Genomic DNA, 19,063 nt, shown 5'->3' on the forward strand with positions numbered 1-19,063 from the left:
TGCACCTTGCCGTGCTCGGCGGTGATCAGCTCGGCGATCGCGTCCCGGTTGGCGTCCAGGAGCGCGCGGAACTTGAAGAGGATCGTCGTCCGCTTCGCGAGGGACGAGGTGCCCCAGGTCGCGTAGGCGTCCTTGGCCGCGGCGACCGCCGCGTCGACCTCGTCGACCGACGCGAAGGCGACCTTCGTGGTGACCGCGCCGGTCGCCGGGTCGGTGACCGGCCCGTAGTTGCCCGAGGCGCCTTCGACGGTCTTGCCGCCGATCCAGTGGTTGACGATCTTCGTCATGCCCAGATACTCCTTCACAGATGGCGGCGTCGGGTGGAGACGTGCCGTTCGTACAGCTCACGTGCCTTGACCGCGGACGACCGGGTCGCGGTCTCGGCCACAGGTACATCCCACCAGGCCTGCGCCGGGGGCGCGCCCGACACTGTGTCTGCGGTTTCGGTCTCCACGTAGACACATGTGGGAGTGTCGGCGTCCCGCGCCGCCGCGAGCGCCTCACGCAGGTCACTGACCGTCTTGGCGCGCAGCACGCGCATACCGAGGCTGGCCGCGTTGGCGGCGAGGTCGACGGGCAGCGGGCGGCCGGTGTAGGTGCCGTCGTCGGCCTGGTAGCGGTAGGCCGTGCCGAAGCGCTCGCCGCCCACCGACTCCGACAGGCCGCCTATGGACGCGTACCCGTGGTTCTGTATGAGCAGCACCTTGATCGCGATGCCCTCCTGGACGGCGGTCACGATCTCCGTCGGCATCATCAGGTAGGTGCCGTCGCCGACCAGCGCCCACACCGGCCGGTCCGGGGCGGCCAGCTTCACGCCGATCGCGGCCGGAATCTCGTAGCCCATGCAGGAGTAGCCGTACTCCAGGTGGTACTGGTCGACCGAGCGCGTCCGCCACAGCTTGTGCAGATCGCCGGGGAGGGAACCGGCCGCGTTGATCAGGATGTCCGACTCGTCGACGATCTCGTCCAGCGCGCCCAGGACTTGGGGCTGCGTGGGGCGTACGTCGGGCTCCTCGGCCTCGTAGCAGGCGTCGACGCGCTGCTCCCAACGCTCCTTGTCCTCGCGGTACTCGGCGATGTAGGACGGCGCGACCCGGTACTCGTGCGGGCCCAACTCCCGTGCCAGCGCGGTCAGTCCGCTGCGGGCGTCCGCGATCAGCGGCTGACCGGCGAGCTTGTGGCCGTCGTAGGCAGCGATGTTGAGGTTGAGGAAGCGGACGCCGGGGCGCTCGAAGAGGGTGCCGGAGGCGGTGGTGAAGTCGGTGTAGCGGGTGCCGACGCCGATCACCAGGTCGGCCAGCCGGGCGAGTTCGTCGGCGGTGGCGGTGCCGGTGTGGCCGATGCCGCCGACGTCCTGCGGGTGGTCGTGGCGCAGGGAGCCCTTGCCGGCCTGGGTGGAGGCGACCGGGATGCCGGTGGCGGCGGCCAGTTCGGCGAGGGCGGCCTCGGCGCGGCTGTGGTGGACTCCGCCGCCCGCGACGATCAGCGGGCGCTGCGCGGCCCGAATCGCCCTTACGGCTTCGGCGAGTTCGGCCGGGTCGGCGCCCGGTCGCCGTACGGACCAGGTGCGTTCGGCGAAGAACTCGTCCGGCCAGTCGTACGCCTCGGCCTGGACGTCCTGCGGGAGCGCGAGGGTCACTGCGCCGGTCTCGACGGGGTCGGTGAGCACGCGCATGGCGTTCAGGGCGGCGGGGATCAGCGCCTCGGGCCGGGTGATCCGGTCGAAGTACTTCGACACCGGGCGCAGACAGTCGTTGACCGACACATCGCCCGCGTACGGGACTTCGAGCTGCTGGAGCACCGGGTCGGCGGTACGGGTCGCGAAGGTGTCACCGGGGAGGAGCAGCACCGGGAGGTGGTTGATCGTGGCGAGCGCGGCGCCGGTGACGAGGTTGGTCGCGCCCGGACCGATCGAGGTCGTGACGGCGTGCGCCGAGAGGCGGTTCGACTGGCGTGCGTAGCCGACCGCCGCGTGCACCATGGACTGTTCGTTACGGCCCTGGTGGTAGGGCATGTCGTCGGCGTACTCGATGAGCGCCTGGCCGAGTCCGGCCACGTTGCCGTGGCCGAAGATGCCCCAGGTCGCCTCGATCAACCGCCGCCGTACACCGTCCCGTTCGGTGTACTGCGCGGACAGGAACCGTACGAGCGCCTGCGCGACCGTCAGCCTCGTCGTTGAGGTCATCGGTAACCCTCTGTGCTTTCTACGTGGTCCGTGAGGACGTCGGATCCGCCCTCATGGGAGGGGAATACGCGCCGACGGCCGAAACCGTTCGGGACCCCTCGGGTGCCGCTGTCGTGCTGTTCCACCGGAACCTCCGGCGCGGGGCCGTAGCGAGCGGGGAGTCGTCGCTCGCACTTCGCTCCTGCCAGGGCGAAGCGGCCTCCCGCGCCGGAGGCGATCTGAGCCCGGGCGTCACGGGGTGTGTAGGCGAGGCCGGTGACCTCGGCGAACACACTTTCCCTGCCCGGGAGTTGGAACTCTTCGTCCGCAATTCGCACGGTACATCCACCGCCGAGCACTAGGGCCTGTTGCGAAAGTCCCGTCGTCCGCCCGAAGGGCGGGCCCGGCGGCGTCCGGTGCGTGCTCTCGGCGTGCCGGGCCCAGACCCTCGTACTGGACGTACTTGGGTTTGGGCCCGGTGCGGCGAGAGTACGTGCCGGGCGTCGCCGGGCAGGCGGAACTTTCGCAACAGGCCCTAGCACGGCGGTCGTCATCAGGCGGCCCTCACAGCAGGCCTACGGCGGTGTCGACGGCGGCGGCCACATCTCCGTCCGGCGGGTAGAGCAGCGAGCGGCCGACCACCAGGCCGCGGACGGTGGGGAGTTGGAGGGCGCCGCGCCACTTCTCGTAGGCGCCGTCCTGGTCGTCGCCGACCTCGCCGCCGAGCAGCACGGCCGGGAGCGTGGAGGTCTCCATGACCTGGGCCATGTCGTCCGGGTTCTCGGTGACGGGCAGCTTCAGCCAGGTGTAGGCCGACGTGCCGCCCAGGCCCGAGGCGATGGCGATCGACTTGGTGACGGCCTCGGCGGACAGGTCGTTCCGCAGCTTCCCCTCGTCGGTGCGGCGGCTGATGAACGGCTCGACGAACAGCGGGAGTCGGCGGGCCGCCATGTCGTCGATCGCACGGGCGGTGGACTCCAGGGTGGTGAGGGAGCCCGGGTCGTCGTAGTCGATGCGCAGCAGCAGTTTGCCCGCGTCGAAGCGGAGCCGCTCGATGTCCTGGGCGCGGTGGCCGGTGAAGCGGTCGTCGAGTTCGAAGCGGGCGCCCTGGAGGCCGCCGCGGTTCATCGAGCCCATGACGACCTTGCCGTCGAGGGCGCCGAGGAGGAGCAGGTCGTCCAGGATGTCGGCGGTGGCGAGGACGCCGTCGACGCCGGGCCGGGACAGCGCGAGGCAGAGGCGTTCGAGGAGTTCGGCGCGGTTGGCCATGGCGAACCTGCGGTCGCCGACGCCGAGCGCGCCGCGCGCCGGGTGGTCGGCGGCGACGATCATCAGCCGGCCGGCCTCGTTGAGCAGCGGCCGACGGACCCGTCGGGCGGCGGCCTCGGCGATCGCCTCGGGGTGCCGGGTGCGGACCCGGACGAGCTCGGAGATGTCGACGCGGGGGCCGGTGCCGCCCTCGTGACCGGAGGGGCCCGGCAGACCGACGAGGCCGTCCCCGCCCTCGTGTTCGTGCTCGTGTTCGGCGCCCGCGACGCGGCCGGCCCTCACAGGACCGCTCCGGCTGCGATCGCGTCCTCGACCTCGGTGGCCGTGGGCATCGCGGAGGAGCACTCCAGGCGCGAGGCGACGATCGCCCCGGCCGCGTTGGCGTGCCGCATGATCTTCTCCAGGTCCCAGCCGGCCAGCAGACCGTGGCAGAGGGAGCCGCCGAAGGCATCGCCGGCGCCGAGTCCGTTGAGGACGTTGACGGGCAGCGGGGGCACCTCGGCCGACTCGCCGTCCCGGTTGACCGCGAGGACACCCTTGGGGCCCTGCTTGACGACGGCGAGTTCGACACCGGCGTCCAGCAGCGCGCGGGCGGCTGCGTGCGGTTCGCGTACGCCGGTGGCGACCTCCACCTCGTCGAGGTTGCCGACGGCGACGGTGGTGTGCCGCAGGGCCTCCTCGTAGAAGGGGCGGGCCGCACTCGGATCGGCCCAGAACATCGGGCGCCAGTCGAGGTCGAAGACCGTCGTCCCGGACTTGGCGCGGTGCGCGAGGGCCGCGAGCGTGGCCGTGCGGCTGGGCTCCTCGCTCAGGCCGGTGCCGGTGATCCAGAAGATGCGGGCCTCGTGGATCGCGTCCAGGTCGAGGTCGTGGGCGTCGATCTCCAGGTCCGGGGCCTTGGGCTGCCGGTAGAAGTACAGCGGGAAGTCGTCCGGCGGGAAGACCTCGCAGAAGGTGACCGGGGTCGGCAGTCCGGGAACCGGGGTGACCCAGCGGTCGTCGACGCCGAAGTCGCGCAGCGCCTCGTGCAGATAGGTGCCGAAGGGGTCGTCGCCGGTGCGCGTGATCACCGCCGTCTCGCGGCCCAGCCGGGCGGCGGCGACCGCGACGTTCGTCGCCGAGCCGCCGAGGAACTTCCCGAAGGTCGTCACCTGGGGCAGCGGCACGCCCGTCTGCAGCGGATAGAGGTCCACCCCTATCCGCCCCATGGTGATCAGGTCGTACGCCATCGACTTCCCTTCGCGCCCGCGCGTCCGGGCTCCCTGGGGCCCGGACGCGAAGCGGCTTCGTTTCGGCTCTCTCCGGTTTGTAGCCCCGCCCCCCGAGCCCTGTCAATGTTTTGTCCAGACATACGGACCAGACCTGGACACCTTCACGGTAAGGGCTTGCGGTCGGACGGTCCGGATCGCTGCGGCCCCACACCCCTATCGGGGCGCCACGACCCGTAGGACGATGGCCGGATGTCTGCTTCCGTGCGCGTCCGTACCGGAGACGGGCCCGGCGGGTCCTGGGAGACCGTGCTCGGGTCGCCGCATCCCCGGCTGCGGCCCGGGGTGATCAGTTATCGCGGGATGCGGCTCGCCCTGGCGCGGCCCCGGGCCCGGCTGGAGGCCCCCATCGGGGCGGCGACGCTGCTGCTCGGGTTCGAGGGGTCCGTGCGGATCTCGCGGGTGGGGCGGGCGCCGGCGACCTTGGGGTCGGTGTTCTGCGGGCCTACGACCACCGCGGCGCTCGGTGAGCACAGCGGGCGGCTCGCGGGGGTCGAGGTGCTGCTGACGCCGTGGGCCGCGTTCACGCTGTTCGGCACGGCTCAGCACGAGCTGGCCGACCGGGTGGTGGACCCCGACGAACTGCCCCACGAGCTCGACCGCCGCTGGGCCGGCATCGGTGAACTGGCCGCCGCGCTCGCCGCGTTGCCGACCTGGACCGCCCGATTCGGGCTGCTGGACGACGTGTTCACCCGCTGGTCGGCGGCCGGTGTGCCGAGTTCGACGCGGGTAGTGCGGGCCTGGTCGGAGCTGGTGCGGACCTGGGGCGCGATGCCGGTGCCCCGGCTGGCCGACGAAGTGGGCTGGAGTGTAAGGCAGTTGGAGAACCGTTTCCGGGAGCAGATCGGGCTCGGCCCCAAGGTCGCGGCACGGGTCCTGAGGTTGCAGCGGGCCCGGCGGCTCCTCGCCTCCGGCCGGAGTCAGGCGGAGACGGCGGCGGTCTGCGGCTTCTACGACCAGGCGCATCTCAGCGGCGAGTTCAAGGCGATGACCGGGTGTACGCCTGGGCAGTTCACGGTGGCCAGGGTGGCTCCGCCGGGAGCGCGGAGCGGGATGCCGGCCGGGGACCGGATGACGGGCGAGGCGACGAGTCTGCTGCTCGCTCCCGGTCGCGGTGCGGATTTCTCCAAGACCGGCCGGGCGCGCTGATGCAGGCTGATCACCTGGCCCGGTGATCCCTGGGGATGCGCAGGCCTCCGGTGGGTCGTCGGGCCCGGGGGGATGCGGGGAGCCGGTGGGCCGGGCCCGGCGCAGCGGGTCCGGCCCACCTTGCTGCGCACCCCGGCACGGCGCTCGACGCCCTGGAGGCGCTGGTACGGCGCGGGCGGCGGGCGGTCCTCGTGGTCGCCGGGGCGGGCCGCTGCGGGCCCGGCTCGAACAGCGGGCGCGGGAGCGCGGGTTGCCGGTCACCTTCCTCGGTCACGTCTCCGACCACTTCGCGTGCGATGTCAACGCGCCGCGCCCGTACGCCAGCGTGCGCCTTTGCGTCACCTGTGTCACAAAAGCCCCCCTCGTGTCACACATGTCGCGTGTACGCGGGTCTTGCGTCACACCCGGTCCACAGCCGCTTCCCGTTCCTCACTCTGTGTCGTTGAGCGGGCAAAGGCTTTGTGATCGCCAGCGCAGCGCACGGCTCCCCCGACGGCCGCCCCCGGCCGCCGCCGCGGCGCGCGCGGGGAGGTGCACTCATGACCGACCGACGGCTCTGGTCGTACAAGGAAATCGCGGCCCACATCAAGGTCCAGCCCGACACCGTCCGCTCCTACCGCAAGCACGGCCTGCTCCCCCCGCCCGACCACGTGGAGAGCGGCAAGCCGTACTGGTACGCGGACACGGTCCGAGCGTGGGTCGCCTCCCGGCCGGGCAACCGGGGGCGCAGGGAGGACTGAGCAGAGGGGGCGTGGACGCGGTGCCGGGGTCCGGGGCCGCGTCGGTCGCTTGGCGAGCGGGCGGTCAATTCGGTTGCCGGTGGGGCCGATCGCCGCCCCTTCGGCTTCGCCTTCGCCAGGTCGAAACGCCGACGGCATCGGGCAGTTGATCCAGGACCCGGAGGTCGTCCGCCGCGTCTTCGGGACTTGGATCCGACCAACACCGGAGCGACCGCGTTCCGGTGCGCGTCCCGGACCGGCCGCCTCGACCTCGCCGTCACCGCCCCCCATAGCCGGGACATCGACACAGAGACGCCCACTTGATCGTCGGCTACAGCTTCGATCAACTGGACTCGCATCACCTCCAGTTGGAGGTCTACGGCCACACCCACCGGACCCGGCGGGTGCGTCAGAAGGCCGGGTTCAGCTCCACGGCTCGATGACCGTCACCCCCGCCCCCGGCGCCGTCCCCATCGCGGCCAGTGCCGTCGGGGTCGCGTCCAGGGTGATCGTGGAGGTGGCCAGGAGGTCGGGGCGGAGCACACCGGCGTGGACCAGTTCCAGCATCGGTGGGTAGGTGTGGGCCGCCATGCCGTGGCTGCCGAGGAGGTCCAGCTCCAGGGCGAGCGCGCGGGCCATGGGGACCGGGGTCGTGCCGGAGGGGGACGGGAGGAGGCCCACCTGGATGTGGCGGCCCCGGCGGCGCAGGCCGTTGACCGAGGCGGCGCAGGTCGTCGGTGAGCCCAGGGCGTCCAGGGACAAGTGGGCGCCGCCGCCCGTCAGTTCGCGTACCGCCTGGGCCGTGTCCGGGACGCTCGCGCCGTTCACGCACTCCGCCGCCCCGAACTTCCTTGCCAGGTCCAGTGCTTGGGGCGAGACGTCGACGGCGACCACCCGGGCCCCCGAGGCCGCCGCGATCATCACCGCGGACAGACCGACTCCCCCGCAGCCGTGCACCGCGACCCACTCCCCCGCCGCGACCCGGCCCCGCTGCACCACCGCGCGGAACGCCGTGGCGAACCGGCAGCCGAGCGAGGCCGCCGTCGCGAAGGACATCTCCTCCGGTATCGCGACCAGGTTCACATCGGCGTGGTCCAGCGCCACGTACTGGGCGAAGGAACCCCAGTGCGTAAAGCCGGGCTGGGTCTGGCGCTCGCACACCTGCTGGTCGCCGGCCGCGCAGGCCGCGCATGTTCCGCAGGCGCAGACGAAGGGGACGGTGACGCGGTCGCCGGGGTGCCATCCCGTCACCCGGGCGCCCACCGCCTCCACGACACCGGCGAGTTCATGCCCCGGTACGTGCGGCAGCGTGATGTCGGGGTCGTGGCCCTGCCAGCCGTGCCAGTCGCTGCGGCAGAGGCCGGTGGCCTCGACCCGTACGACCACTCCGTGGGCGGCGGGATGGGGATCGGGCACCTCACGGACCTCGGCCGGGTCACCGAACCGCTCGAAGACCACCGCTCGCATGTGTGCTCCCATCGTCGTCACGGTCTGCGGGTCCATCGTGACCCCTTGCGCCCCTCACCAGGACTCGGCCCCCTCGGCCACCCCGTCCCCCCGTACCCGCTCGCCCCGCAACCGCAACGCGACCAGCGGAAACACCAGCACCGACACCATCGCCGCCCCCACCAGCGCGGCCGCGTCCGCCGTCCGCAGGACCTTGTCGTCGACCCCGATCGTGGTGATGGCGACGACCAGGGGCAGCGCGGTGGAGGCGAGGAGGGTGAGGGCGCGCCGGTCCTGTCGTAGGAGATCGCGTGGGGCGAGGACGTAGACCGGAAGGCCGCGGACGAGGAGGAACAGCGCCAGGAACACCGGGAGGAGGAGCAGGGCGTGGCCGCCGGAGAGGAGGGCGTCGAGGTCGAACTCGATGCCGGTGACCACGAAGAACACCGGTACCAGGAAGCCGAATCCCATCGCCTCGACCTTCTCCAGGACCGAGCCCGCGCTGCGCGGCACCGCCCCGTGCAGCACCAGCCGGGTGATCAGCCCCGCGGCGAAGGCGCCGAGGAGGGTGTCGAGGCCGAGGGCCTGGGAGATGCCCAGCATCACGGCGAGGAGGAAGACCACGAACCGTACGGCGAACTGGCCGCTGCTGTGCAGGGTCTTGGCGACGACCCGGGAGAACCACGGGGGACGCGGGCGCAGCGCCCACCACACCGCGCCCGCGGTGAGCAGCGCGAACGCGGCGAGCAGTGCCGTGGAGCGGCCGGGCGCGCGCCCGCTGAGGAGCAGCGCCATGGCGATGACCGGCCCGAACTCCCCCACCGCGCCGAACGCCATCATCACGGAGCCGAAACGCGAGTGCAGGTCCCCGGCGTCGCGCAGCACCGGCAGGACCGTGCCGAGGGCGGTGCTGGTGAGGGCCGTACCGACATAGACGCCCCTGGACCAGTCGGTGAGGACGGTGGCCAGGGCGAGGCCGGCGGCCAGGGAGATCAGCCAGGCGCGCACCGAGCGGCTGAGGGTGTCCCCCCGGATCCGGTCGAACTCGATCTCGTACCCGGCGAGGAAGATCAGCATCGTCAGACCGAGGTCGGAGAGGGTGTCGATCACCTGTCCGTCGCCCGCCCAGCCGAGTACGTCGGGGCCGACGAGGATGCCCAGCAGGATCTCGAAGATGACCAGCGGGACCGGTAGCCACCTGCCGATCCCGTAGGCCAGCAGGGGTGCCAGTACGGCGATGGCCATGATCAGGATGAGCGTCCCGGACTGCGACATGAGGCGTATCTACCATAAAGTGCCGGTAAATCTGCCCTGTAGGAGTACGAGGGGATTTGCCGTGACCTACTCTCCGCCGCCCGGCGCGCCCCGGGCCCGTATCCCCGGGCCCCAGCAGCCGCCGCCGACGTACCCCCAGATCCGTACCGGCCGGTGGAAGCACTGTCTGGGCGGCGGGCTGGCACTGTGGGGGCTGACCGCGCTGGTCACGTACGCGACGCGGAACACCACACTGCTGCCGACGCTGATCCTGCTCGGCAGCTTCCTGGTTCCGGTGACCTTCGTGCTGTGGGCGTACGAGCGGCATGGGCGCGATCTGGGCGTCAGCGTGATCCTCGGCTGCTTCCTGACCGGCGGCACGCTCGGGGTGCTGGGCGCCTCGGTGATGGAGTACTACCTGCTGCATCCCTCGCTGTGGATGTTCGTCGGCGTCGGGCTGATCGAGGAGGCCGTGAAACTGGGGGCGCTGATGTTCGTGCTGCGCCGGCAGCCCCGGCTGCACGGGATCCGCGCCGGTCTGGTGCTCGGCGCGACGGTCGGCTTCGGTTTCGCGGCGCTGGAGAGCGCGGGGTACGCGTTCAACGCGGCCGTCTCCGCGAAGGGCATCGATCTGCGGGCGCTGCTGGAGACGGAGATCCTGCGCGGGGTCCTCGCGCCCTTCGGGCACGGCCTGTGGACGGCGGTCGCGGGTGCCGTCCTGCTCTCCTACCGGCAGTTGAACGGGCGCTTCCGCTTCACCGGCCCGGTCGTCGGCACATACCTCGGTGTCTCGCTGCTGCACGCGCTGTGGGACTCGACGCACGGCATCGCGATCTGGCTGGTGGCGCGACTGTCGGGCGCCGGCCTGGACAGACGGTTGTTCGGACAGGGGTACATCCCGACGCCGACCGACCAGCAGGAGCATCTGTTCACGATGTTCTCGGTGGGCGGCCTGGTGCTCGTGGCCCTGCTCGGCGTCGGCTGGGTACGGTCGCTGGCCCGCCGCGACCCCTCTTGGAGAAATACCCCCTAGGGGTATAGTGTGGAGTACCGGATGAGCCACCGTGGGCCACTCCGACCCCAACCGCCTCCACACGCCTCCCCGAGGAGAACGACATGACCTCCCAGACCGACACCCAGGGTTCCGTCACCACCGTCTACAAGGTGAGCGGGATGAGCTGCGGACACTGCGAGGGCTCCGTCTCCGGCGAGATCTCCGCACTGCCCGGCGTCACCTCGGTGAAGGCCGTCGCCTCGACCGGCGAGGTCACCGTCGTGTCCGCCGCCCCGCTCGACGACGAGGCGGTCCGCGCGGCCGTCGACGAGGCCGGTTTCGAGCTCGCCGGCCAGGCCTGAGCGGTACCAGTCGGCATTCGTACGACGCTTCTGTTTCCGACCGGGCCGTGCCGACCAGCTGATACTGGCTCCGCATGGTCCGGTCCGATGTCTGGAGTCCGGACATGACCAGCACCACCGCAGAAACCTCCACGACCCCGATAGCCGCGGCCCCCGCAGCGGCCGAGGTCGAGCTGCTCATCGGCGGGATGACCTGCGCCTCCTGCGCGGCCCGCGTCGAGAAGAAGCTCAACCGCATGGACGGCGTCAGCGCCACGGTCAACTACGCGACCGAGAAGGCGAAGGTCAGCTACCCGGCGGGCATCGTCCAGGTCGCCGACCTCATCGCGACCGTGGAGAAGACCGGGTACACCGCAGAGGAACCCGCACCGCCGGAACCCGAGACACGGACGGCCCCCGACGACGATCCCGAACTCGCCTCCCTGCGCGAGCGGTTGACCGTCTCCGCCCTCCTCGCCCTGCCCGTCGTGCTGCTCTCGATGGTCCCGGCCCTCCAGTTCGACAACTGGCAGTGGCTCGCGCTCACGCTCGCCGCGCCCGTCGTGGTCTGGGGCGGACTCCCGCTCCACCGGGCCGCGTTCACCAACGCCCGGCACGGCGCCGCCACCATGGACACCCTCGTCTCCGTCGGCACACTGGCCGCGTTCGGCTGGTCGCTGTGGGCGCTGTTCTGGGGCGACGCGGGCATGACGGGCATGCACGACGAGTTCCGCCTCACCGTCTCGCGCACGGACGGCGCCTCGACGCTCTACCTCGAAGTGGCCGCCGGAGTCGTCGCGTTGATCCTGCTGGGCCGCTATCTGGAGGCCCGCTCCAAGCGCCGCGCGGGAGCGGCCCTGCGCGCGCTCATGGAGTTGGGCGCCAAGGACGTGGCAGTGCTGCGGGACGGGCGTGAAGTGCGGCTTCCCGTGGCCGAGTTGGCGGTCGGGGACCGGTTCGTCGTACGGCCCGGGGAGAAGATCGCGACCGACGGCACCGTGGTCGAGGGCGTCTCGGCGGTCGACGCGTCGATGCTGACCGGCGAGTCGGTGCCGGTGGACGTGGCACCGGGTGACACCGTCACCGGCGCGACCGTGAACGCCGGCGGGCGGCTCGTCGTAGCGGCGAGCCGGGTCGGCTCCGACACCCAACTCGCGCGGATGGCGCGGCTGGTGGAGGACGCGCAGAACGGCAAGGCCGAGGCGCAGCGGCTCGCGGACCGGATCTCCGGGGTCTTCGTGCCGGTGGTGCTGCTGATCGCGCTCGGCACGTTCGGCGTGTGGCTCGCGGTCACCGGCGACACGGCCGCCGCGTTCACCGCGGCCGTCGCCGTGCTGATCATCGCCTGCCCGTGCGCGCTGGGCCTGGCCACCCCGACCGCCCTCATGGTCGGCACCGGCCGCGGCGCCCAGCTCGGCATCCTCATCAAGGGCCCCGAGGTCCTGGAGTCCACCCGCCGGGTCGACACCGTCGTCCTCGACAAGACCGGCACGATCACCACCGGGCGTATGACCCTCCAGGAGGTCCACGCCGCCGAGGGCACCGACGAGCGGGAGTTGCTGCGGCTCGCGGGCGCCCTGGAGCACGCCTCCGAGCACCCCGTCGCCCGGGCCGTGGCGGCGGGCGCGGAACAGCGCGTCGGCGCGCTCCCCCAGGTCGAGCACTTCGAGAACGTGCCGGGGCGCGGCGTACGCGGGCGCGTGGAAGGCCACGAGGTCGCCGTAGGACGCCTCTTCGACGCTCTCCCGGAGGAGTTGGCCCGGGCCAGGTCCGAGGCCGAGAGCGGCGGCCGTACGGCCGTGGTGATCGGCTGGGACGGAGCGGCGCGCGGAGTCGTCGCGGTCGCCGACGCGATCAAGGAGACCAGCGCCGAGGCCGTACGGGAGCTGCGCGCGCTCGGGCTCACGCCGGTGCTGCTGACCGGCGACAACCGCGCGGTCGCGGAGGCCGTGGCGGCGGCGGTCGGCATCGACCAGGTCATCGCCGAGGTGCTGCCCGAGGACAAGGTCGACGTCGTACGGCGGTTGCGGGGCGAGGGGCGGACCGTCGCCATGGTGGGCGACGGGGTCAACGACGCCGCCGCGCTGGCCACCGCGGACCTGGGTCTCGCGATGGGCACCGGGACGGACGCGGCGATCGAGGCGAGCGATCTGACGCTGGTGCGCGGGGACCTGCGGGTGGCCGCGGACGCGATCCGGCTGTCCCGCAGGACGCTCGGCACCATCAAGGGCAACCTCGTATGGGCCTTCGGATACAACGTGGCGGCGCTTCCGCTGGCCGCCGCGGGCATGCTGAACCCCATGATCGCGGGCGCCGCGATGGCCTTCTCCTCGGTCTTCGTGATCTCCAACAGCCTGCGACTTCGGACATTTCGCTGAAGACCCGCAAAGTTACCGGGAGTTACGGGAACCTGAAGCAAGAGTCCCCCTAGAGACAGAAGACGGCCTCACATAAGCTCTTCACAAGGCTCGCGCATCATCCTTACGCTGGGGTCCCGACCACGACATCGGGGCTCTTGCGTACCTAAGGGACATATGCAAGAGACGCAGATCACAGTGATGTGAACGTAACCATCGAAGGGGTTCGAAGGTCTAAGTTGACGATGTCAGTAAGCGTCTTGGGGGGCGCGAACTGGCATCTGAGGATGTCTTGGGGGACTTCCTCAGAGATGCGTTGCCGGGACACGTACAACCGGGGAGCTTTGAGCGGCCCTCCCGACGTGCGATGTCCCGGCCAACCGCACACATCACTGGCACCACCCAGTAGTACGAGGAGTTTTGCTCGTTCTGCTCAACGAGCCTCGGCTCGATCTGACCTCGGTCCGATCGGGCTTCGGCTCAACAGCGATTCAGGCGCTGTCTCTCAAAGGCGCCCGGCCGGATCCCGTGGGGGGAATCCGCACCGGGACATGGGAAGGCGCCCTGTACGCCGGCCCGTGGGGGGACCGTCGGCAGGGCGCCTTCTTCTTTGACCTCAGGCCTTCCGCGCCTGGATCAACGACCTTCCACCGGCACGAAGTCGCGCTCGACCACGCCCGTGTAGATCTGGCGCGGGCGGCCGATGCGGGAGCCGGGCTCCTTGATCATCTCGTGCCACTGGGCGATCCAGCCCGGGAGGCGGCCCAGGGCGAACAGGACCGTGAACATCTCGGTCGGGAAGCCCATGGCCCGGTAGATCAGGCCGGTGTAGAAGTCGACGTTCGGGTAGAGGTTGCGCGAGACGAAGTAGTCGTCGGACAGCGCGTGCTCTTCGAGCTTGAGCGCGATGTCCAGCAGCTCGTCGGACTTGCCGAGGGCCGAGAGGACGTCGTGCGCGGCAGCCTTGATGATCTTGGCGCGCGGGTCGAAGGACTTGTACACCCGGTGGCCGAAGCCCATCAGGCGGACGCCGTCCTCCTTGTTCTTCACCTTGCGGATGAAGGAGTCGACATCGCCGCCGTTGGCCTGGATGCCTTCCAGCATCTCCAGGACCGACTGGTTGGCGCCGCCGTGCAGCGGGCCCCACAGCGCGTTGATGCCGGCCGAGATCGAGGCGAACATGTTGGCCTGCGAGGAGCCGACCAGGCGGACCGTGGAGGTCGAGCAGTTCTGCTCGTGGTCCGCGTGCAGGATCAGCAGCTTGTCCAGCGCGGAGACGACGACCGGGTCGAGGTCGTACTCCTGGGCCGGGACGGAGAAGGTCATGCGCAGGAAGTTCTCGACGTAGCCGAGGTCGTTGCGCGGGTAGACGAAGGGGTGGCCGATCGACTTCTTGTACGCGTACGCCGCGATCGTCGGAAGCTTGGCGAGCAGCCGGATCGTGGAGAGGTTGCGCTGCTTCTCGTCGAACGGGTTGTGGCTGTCCTGGTAGAAGGTGGACAGCGCCGAGACGACCGACGACAGCATCGCCATCGGGTGGGCGTCGCGCGGGAAGCCCTTGTAGAAGTTCTTGACGTCCTCGTGCAGCAGGGTGTGCTGCGTGATGTCGTTCTTGAACACGGTGAGCTCGTCGACGGTCGGCAGCTCGCCGTTGATCAGCAGGTAGGCGACCTCCACGAACGTGGAGCGCTCGGCCAGCTGCTCGATCGGGTAGCCGCGGTACCGGAGGATGCCCTGCTCACCGTCGAGGTAGGTGATGGCGGATTTATAGGCGGCGGTGTTCCCATAACCGCTGTCCAGCGTCACCAGACCGGTCTGGGCACGGAGCTTCCCGATGTCGAAGCCCTTGTCGCCGACGGTGCTGTCGATCACCGGGTAGGTGTACTCGCCGTCGCCGTACCGCAGTACTACAGAGTTGTCGCTCACGTCATCCCTCACCGACGTTGTGCCTCTTCTTCGAGGTTGCCCTGACTGTCTCTACCATCCCCCATTTGGCGCAGGAGAGTGCACTCGGGGTCGACCATTGGGCCTATTGGCGGCACTCAGTGCCGCCAACCTGTTCATCCTGCCCCCTCCACCCCTGCATCTGGAAGTGCTGTGTGACCTTCACGACTCATTTGATCGATCATTTTTTACGCTCAGTCTGAAGTCCAGTGCCGTGCAGCGCCGGCCCGCCGACACCGTCCGCACCGCCTGCCCGACCGCCTTGCGCGAACCGACCAGCACGACCAGCTGTTTGGCCCGGGTCACGGCCGTATACAGCAGGTTCCGCTGGAGCATCGTCCACGCGCTCGTGGTCACCGGGATCACCACGGCCGGGTACTCGCTGCCCTGGGAGCGGTGGATGGTCACCGCGTAGGCGTGCGCCAGTTCGTCCAGTTCGTCGAAGTCGTACGGCACCTCCTCGTCCTCGTCCGTCAGCACGGTGAGGCGCTGGTCCACCGGGTCGAGTGAGGTGACGACGCCTACCGTGCCGTTGAAGACGCCGTTCTCACCCTTCTCGTAGTTGTTGCGGATCTGGGTGACCTTGTCGCCGACCCGGAAGACCCGGCCGCCGAACCGCTTCTCCGCCAGGTCGGGGCGGCCGGGCGTGATCGCCTGCTGGAGCAGTCCGTTGAGGTTGCCCGCGCCCGCCGGCCCCCGGTGCATGGGCGCGAGCACCTGGACGTCCCGGCGCGGGTCGAGCCCGAACTTGGCCGGAATCCGCCGTGCCGCCACATCGACGGTGAGCCGGCCGGCCTCCTCCGTGTCGTCCTCGACGAAGAGGAAGAAGTCCTTCATGCCGTCCGTGAGCGGATGCTGCCCGGAGTTGATCCGGTGCGCGTTGGTCACCACGCCCGACTGCTGGGCCTGGCGGAAGACGCGGGTGAGGCGTACGGCCGGGATCGGGCCGCCCTCGGCCAGCAGGTCCCGCAGCACCTCGCCGGCGCCGACGCTGGGGAGCTGGTCCACGTCTCCGACGAAGAGGAGGTGAGCTCCTGGGGGCACGGCCTTGACCAGCTTGTTGGCGAGGAGGAGGTCGAGCATGGAGGCCTCGTCGACCACGACCAGGTCCGCGTCCAGGGGGCGGTCCTTGTCGTAGGCCGCGTCGCCGCCGGGCTTGAGTTCCAGCAGGCGGTGGACGGTCGACGCCTCGGCGCCGGTGAGTTCCGCGAGGCGCTTGGCGGCCCGGCCGGTCGGGGCGGCGAGGACGACCTTGGCCTTACGGGCCCTGGCCAGCTCCACGATGGACCTGACGGTGAACGACTTGCCGCAGCCGGGGCCGCCGGTGAGGACCGCGACCTTCTTCGTCAGCGCGAGCCGGACGGCGGCCTCCTGCTCGGGGGCCAGCTCCACGCCCGTACGCCCCTTCAGCCAGCCCAGCGCCTTGTCCCAGGCCACGTCGTGGAAGGCGGGCATCCGGTCCGCCTCCGTGCGCAGCAGGCGGCGCAGCTGGGCGGCGAGGGAGAGTTCGGCGCGGTGGAAGGGGACGAGGTAGACGGCGGTGACGGGCTCCGCGTCGCCGTCGGGGCCGGGGACCTTCTCCCGTACGACGCCGGGGTCGCCCGACTCCTCGTCCGGCAGGGCGAGTTCGGCGAGGCACTCGATGACAAGGCCGGTGTCGACCTGGAGCAGCTTCACCGCGTCGGCGATCAGGCGTTCCTCGGGGAGGTAGCAGTTGCCCTGGTCGGTGGCCTGCGAAAGGGCGTACTGGAGGCCCGCCTTGACGCGCTCCGGGCTGTCGTGCGGGATGCCGACCGACTGGGCGATCCGGTCGGCGGTGAGGAAGCCGATGCCCCAGACGTCGGAGGCGAGGCGGTACGGCTGGTTCTTCACGACGGAGATGGAGGCGTCGCCGTACTTCTTGTAGATGCGGACGGCGATGGAGGTGGACACCTCGACGCTCTGGAGGAAGAGCATGACCTCCTTGATCGCCTTCTGTTCCTCCCAGGCGTCGGCGATCTTCTTGGTGCGCTTGGGGCCGAGCCCCGGGACCTCGATCAGCCGCTTGGGCTCCTCCTCGATGATCCGGAGGGTGTCGACGCCGAAGTGCTGGGTGATGCGGTCGGCGAAGACGGGGCCGATGCCCTTGACGAGGCCCGAGCCGAGATAGCGGCGGATGCCCTGGATGGTGGCGGGGAGGACCGTCGTGTAGTTCTCCACGGTGAACTGCTTGCCGTACTGCGGATGCGAGCCCCAACGGCCCTCCATGCGCAGGGACTCACCGGCCTGGGCACCGAGCAGCGAGCCGACGACCGTGAGGAGGTCACCGCCGCCCCGGCCGGTGTCGACACGGGCGACCGTGTAGCCGTTCTCCTCGTTGGCGTACGTGATGCGCTCCAGGACGCCTTCGAGGACCGCCAGATTCGACATGGTCCGACGCTACAGCCGGGGTCTGACAGGGGGATTCCGGGTGTGGACAGCCGCCCGCGTTGCGACTCGTTCCCACATGTGCCTTCGCTAACAAACTTCGGGACTCATCGACCCCTCACCTGGGCAAAAGGCTATTCCTGACGGTTTTTTCACAGCTCTTTGCCAACTTGCCTTCGTAACGTCGCAATCTGATCCTGGAGTCGGCCGACGGAACCGGGCCGAGCCGGAAGCGACGATCACTCGTCATCGACGAAGGAGCGAGCAGTGGTGGAGAGGCGCACGTTCATCGCCGGAGCCGCGGCGGCCGGAACGCTGGCCGCGGTCGGCGGTGCGGTCTACAGCGCGGCGGCGGACCCGGACGAGGCGAGTCCGAAGACCGATCGCGTCCTGAACGCCACCGCGATCACCCAGGTCTTCGGCGACGGTCAGAAGCTCGTCGCGGTGGCGGTCGAGTACGACCGCGCCATCGACACCGCGTCCCTGTCGACCTCGACGTTCGACGTCACCGACCGCAAGGTCACGAAGGTCTACGCGAACACCAGGGCCGCACTCGCCGAGAAGGGCCGGGACGGCCGCTACGTCATCGTCGAGCTGTCCCCCGACGACACGGCGGCGGCGCTCTGGGTGACCCAGCAGGGCTCCGGCACCGGCCCGAGCGGCTCCGCCGGCGTGTCGAGCTCCAAGAGCTCCACGAGCAGCGCGAGCAGCGCGTCCAGCCCGTCCGCGAGTGCTTCGAGCAGCGGCGGTGGCGGTGTGGGCGAGGGCGGGCCGAAGGTCGGCGACAGCACACCGGGCGGAACGATCGTCGCGGCGAAGGCCACGCTGACCCAGAAGGGCACCGTCACCACCGCCGACGGGACCCGCTACGCGGCCGACAGCACGACGCTGACCACCAGCAAGGTGATCAACCTGATCGTCGACGACTTCAAGCAGTTCTCGTACCACGATCCCGCGACCGGCCAGACCCTGAAGTACAACCTGTTCGTCCCGAAGGGCTACGACCCGGGCAAGAGCTACCCGCTGGTGCTGTTCATGCACGACGCGAGCGTGGTCAACGTCGCGACCGAAGGGCCCCTGGTGCAGGGGCTCGGCGCGGTGTGCTGGGCCAGTACCACGGACCAGGCCCGGCACGAGTCGTTCGTCCTGGCGCCCGAGTACGGCTCGGTCGTGGTCGACGACACCTACAAGCCGTCGCCCCTGTTCGACGCCACCGCGAACCTCGTCAAGGCGGTGACGAAGAAGTACAGCATCGACTCCAAGCGGCTCTACGCCACCGGCCAGTCGATGGGCGCGATGATGACGGTCGGCCTGAACATCAAGTACCCCGATCTGTTCGCCGCCTCCTTCGTCGTCGCCGGGCAGTGGCCGTCCGGCCAGGCCAAGCCGCTCGCCGAGAAGAAGCTGTGGATCGTCGTCTCCCAGGACGACGACAAGTCCTACTCCGGCGAGAACGCCATCACCAAGGTCATCAAGGCCGAGGGCACGAAGGTCGGCACCGCGGTGTGGGACGGGCAGTCCACCTCCGCGCAGTTCGCCGCGGACGTGCGCAGCCTGGAGAAGCAGAAGGCCCCGGTCAACTACGCCTCCTTCCAGGCCGGTACGACCGTGAAGTCCGGCTCCGGCACGAGCGCGCACATGGGCACCTGGCACATCGCGTACACGATCCCGGGCATCCGCGACTGGATCATGCGGCAGTCCGGCTGAGACCTGCCCGCCCCCTATTGCGTTGTGGGGGGGCAGTGCGCCTCG

At 70.4% G+C, this 19,063-nt stretch carries 14 protein-coding genes and 2 pseudogenes; 7 read left to right on the top strand and 9 right to left on the bottom strand.

What is annotated here, in order from left to right; translation table 11 throughout:
- The 5 genes and pseudogenes from AB0M63_RS33515 to iolC all read right to left on the bottom strand — a co-directional run.
- The coding region (locus AB0M63_RS33515; protein WP_366021996.1) for an aldehyde dehydrogenase family protein at nt 1-287 on the bottom strand (287 nt) is incomplete at its 3' end.
- Nucleotides 288-301: 14 nt separating this feature from the next.
- Nucleotides 302-2,185 carry a 3D-(3,5/4)-trihydroxycyclohexane-1,2-dione acylhydrolase (decyclizing) gene (gene iolD, locus AB0M63_RS33520; protein ID WP_366021997.1) on the bottom strand — a complete coding sequence of 628 codons (1,884 nt, stop codon included), beginning with the start codon at nt 2,183-2,185 and terminating at the stop codon, nt 302-304.
- A 32-nt stretch (nt 2,186-2,217) separates the two neighbouring features.
- Nucleotides 2,218-2,550, bottom strand: a pseudogene (locus AB0M63_RS33525) (5-deoxy-glucuronate isomerase); the annotation flags it as partial.
- A gap of 178 nt (nt 2,551-2,728) precedes the next feature.
- Nucleotides 2,729-3,646 carry a deoxyribose-phosphate aldolase gene (locus AB0M63_RS33530; protein WP_355921169.1) on the bottom strand — a complete coding sequence of 306 codons (918 nt, stop codon included), beginning with the start codon at nt 3,644-3,646 and terminating at the stop codon, nt 2,729-2,731.
- A 65-nt stretch (nt 3,647-3,711) separates the two neighbouring features.
- The gene (gene iolC, locus AB0M63_RS33535; RefSeq protein WP_355920957.1) at nt 3,712-4,662 is read right to left on the bottom strand and encodes a 5-dehydro-2-deoxygluconokinase; all 951 of its coding nucleotides are present in this window, start codon (nt 4,660-4,662) and stop codon (nt 3,712-3,714) included.
- A 342-nt stretch (nt 4,663-5,004) separates the two neighbouring features.
- Between iolC and AB0M63_RS33540 the strand changes: the two genes are divergently transcribed.
- From AB0M63_RS33540 to AB0M63_RS33550, 3 genes and pseudogenes are all read left to right on the top strand, one after another.
- On the top strand, nt 5,005-5,850 hold the full coding sequence (locus AB0M63_RS33540; protein WP_366022199.1) for a helix-turn-helix domain-containing protein: 846 nt from the start codon (nt 5,005-5,007) through the stop codon (nt 5,848-5,850).
- 131 nt (nt 5,851-5,981) lie between these two features.
- Nucleotides 5,982-6,133: pseudogene (locus AB0M63_RS33545) on the top strand (glycosyltransferase family 1 protein); the annotation flags it as partial.
- 256 nt (nt 6,134-6,389) lie between these two features.
- Nucleotides 6,390-6,590, top strand: coding sequence for a MerR family transcriptional regulator (locus AB0M63_RS33550; RefSeq protein WP_266461912.1), 201 nt, complete (start codon nt 6,390-6,392; stop codon nt 6,588-6,590).
- A gap of 402 nt (nt 6,591-6,992) precedes the next feature.
- On the opposite strand, the gene AB0M63_RS33555 is transcribed toward AB0M63_RS33550, so the two are convergent.
- Nucleotides 6,993-8,036, bottom strand: coding sequence for a zinc-dependent alcohol dehydrogenase family protein (locus tag AB0M63_RS33555; RefSeq protein ID WP_366022200.1), 1,044 nt, complete (start codon nt 8,034-8,036; stop codon nt 6,993-6,995).
- A gap of 54 nt (nt 8,037-8,090) precedes the next feature.
- Nucleotides 8,091-9,290: a cation:proton antiporter gene (locus tag AB0M63_RS33560; protein WP_366021998.1), complete on the bottom strand. Its 1,200-nt coding sequence runs from the start codon at nt 9,288-9,290 to the stop codon at nt 8,091-8,093.
- A 61-nt stretch (nt 9,291-9,351) separates the two neighbouring features.
- Here AB0M63_RS33560 and AB0M63_RS33565 point away from each other — a divergent pair, with 61 nt between their 5' ends.
- The 3 genes from AB0M63_RS33565 (at nt 9,352) to AB0M63_RS33575 (ending at nt 12,982) form a co-directional block, all read left to right on the top strand.
- A complete protein-coding gene (locus AB0M63_RS33565; protein WP_355920963.1) occupies nt 9,352-10,302 on the top strand; it encodes a PrsW family intramembrane metalloprotease in 951 nt (316 codons plus the stop codon).
- 83 nt (nt 10,303-10,385) lie between these two features.
- Entirely contained in the window at nt 10,386-10,625 is a 240-nt protein-coding gene (locus AB0M63_RS33570; RefSeq protein WP_366021999.1) for a heavy-metal-associated domain-containing protein, read from the top strand.
- Between the two features lie 104 nt (nt 10,626-10,729).
- Complete coding sequence (locus AB0M63_RS33575; RefSeq protein WP_366022000.1) at nt 10,730-12,982, top strand: heavy metal translocating P-type ATPase; 2,253 nt, start codon at nt 10,730-10,732, stop codon at nt 12,980-12,982.
- Between the two features lie 615 nt (nt 12,983-13,597).
- Here the strand turns inward: AB0M63_RS33575 and AB0M63_RS33580 are convergent.
- Nucleotides 13,598-14,887, bottom strand: coding sequence for a citrate synthase (locus AB0M63_RS33580; RefSeq protein ID WP_033287238.1), 1,290 nt, complete (start codon nt 14,885-14,887; stop codon nt 13,598-13,600).
- Nucleotides 14,888-15,067: 180 nt separating this feature from the next.
- Nucleotides 15,068-17,314 (bottom strand): ATP-dependent RecD-like DNA helicase, encoded by a 2,247-nt coding sequence (locus AB0M63_RS33585; protein ID WP_366022001.1) that lies wholly within the window; start codon nt 17,312-17,314, stop codon nt 15,068-15,070.
- A 264-nt stretch (nt 17,315-17,578) separates the two neighbouring features.
- Here AB0M63_RS33585 and AB0M63_RS33590 point away from each other — a divergent pair, with 264 nt between their 5' ends.
- Nucleotides 17,579-19,018, top strand: coding sequence for a PHB depolymerase family esterase (locus AB0M63_RS33590; protein ID WP_366022002.1), 1,440 nt, complete (start codon nt 17,579-17,581; stop codon nt 19,016-19,018).
- Nucleotides 19,019-19,063: the final 45 nt, after the last annotated feature.

This window comes from Streptomyces sp. NPDC051576, assembly GCF_040681835.1.
Classification (GTDB): Bacteria; Actinomycetota; Actinomycetes; order Streptomycetales; family Streptomycetaceae; genus Streptomyces.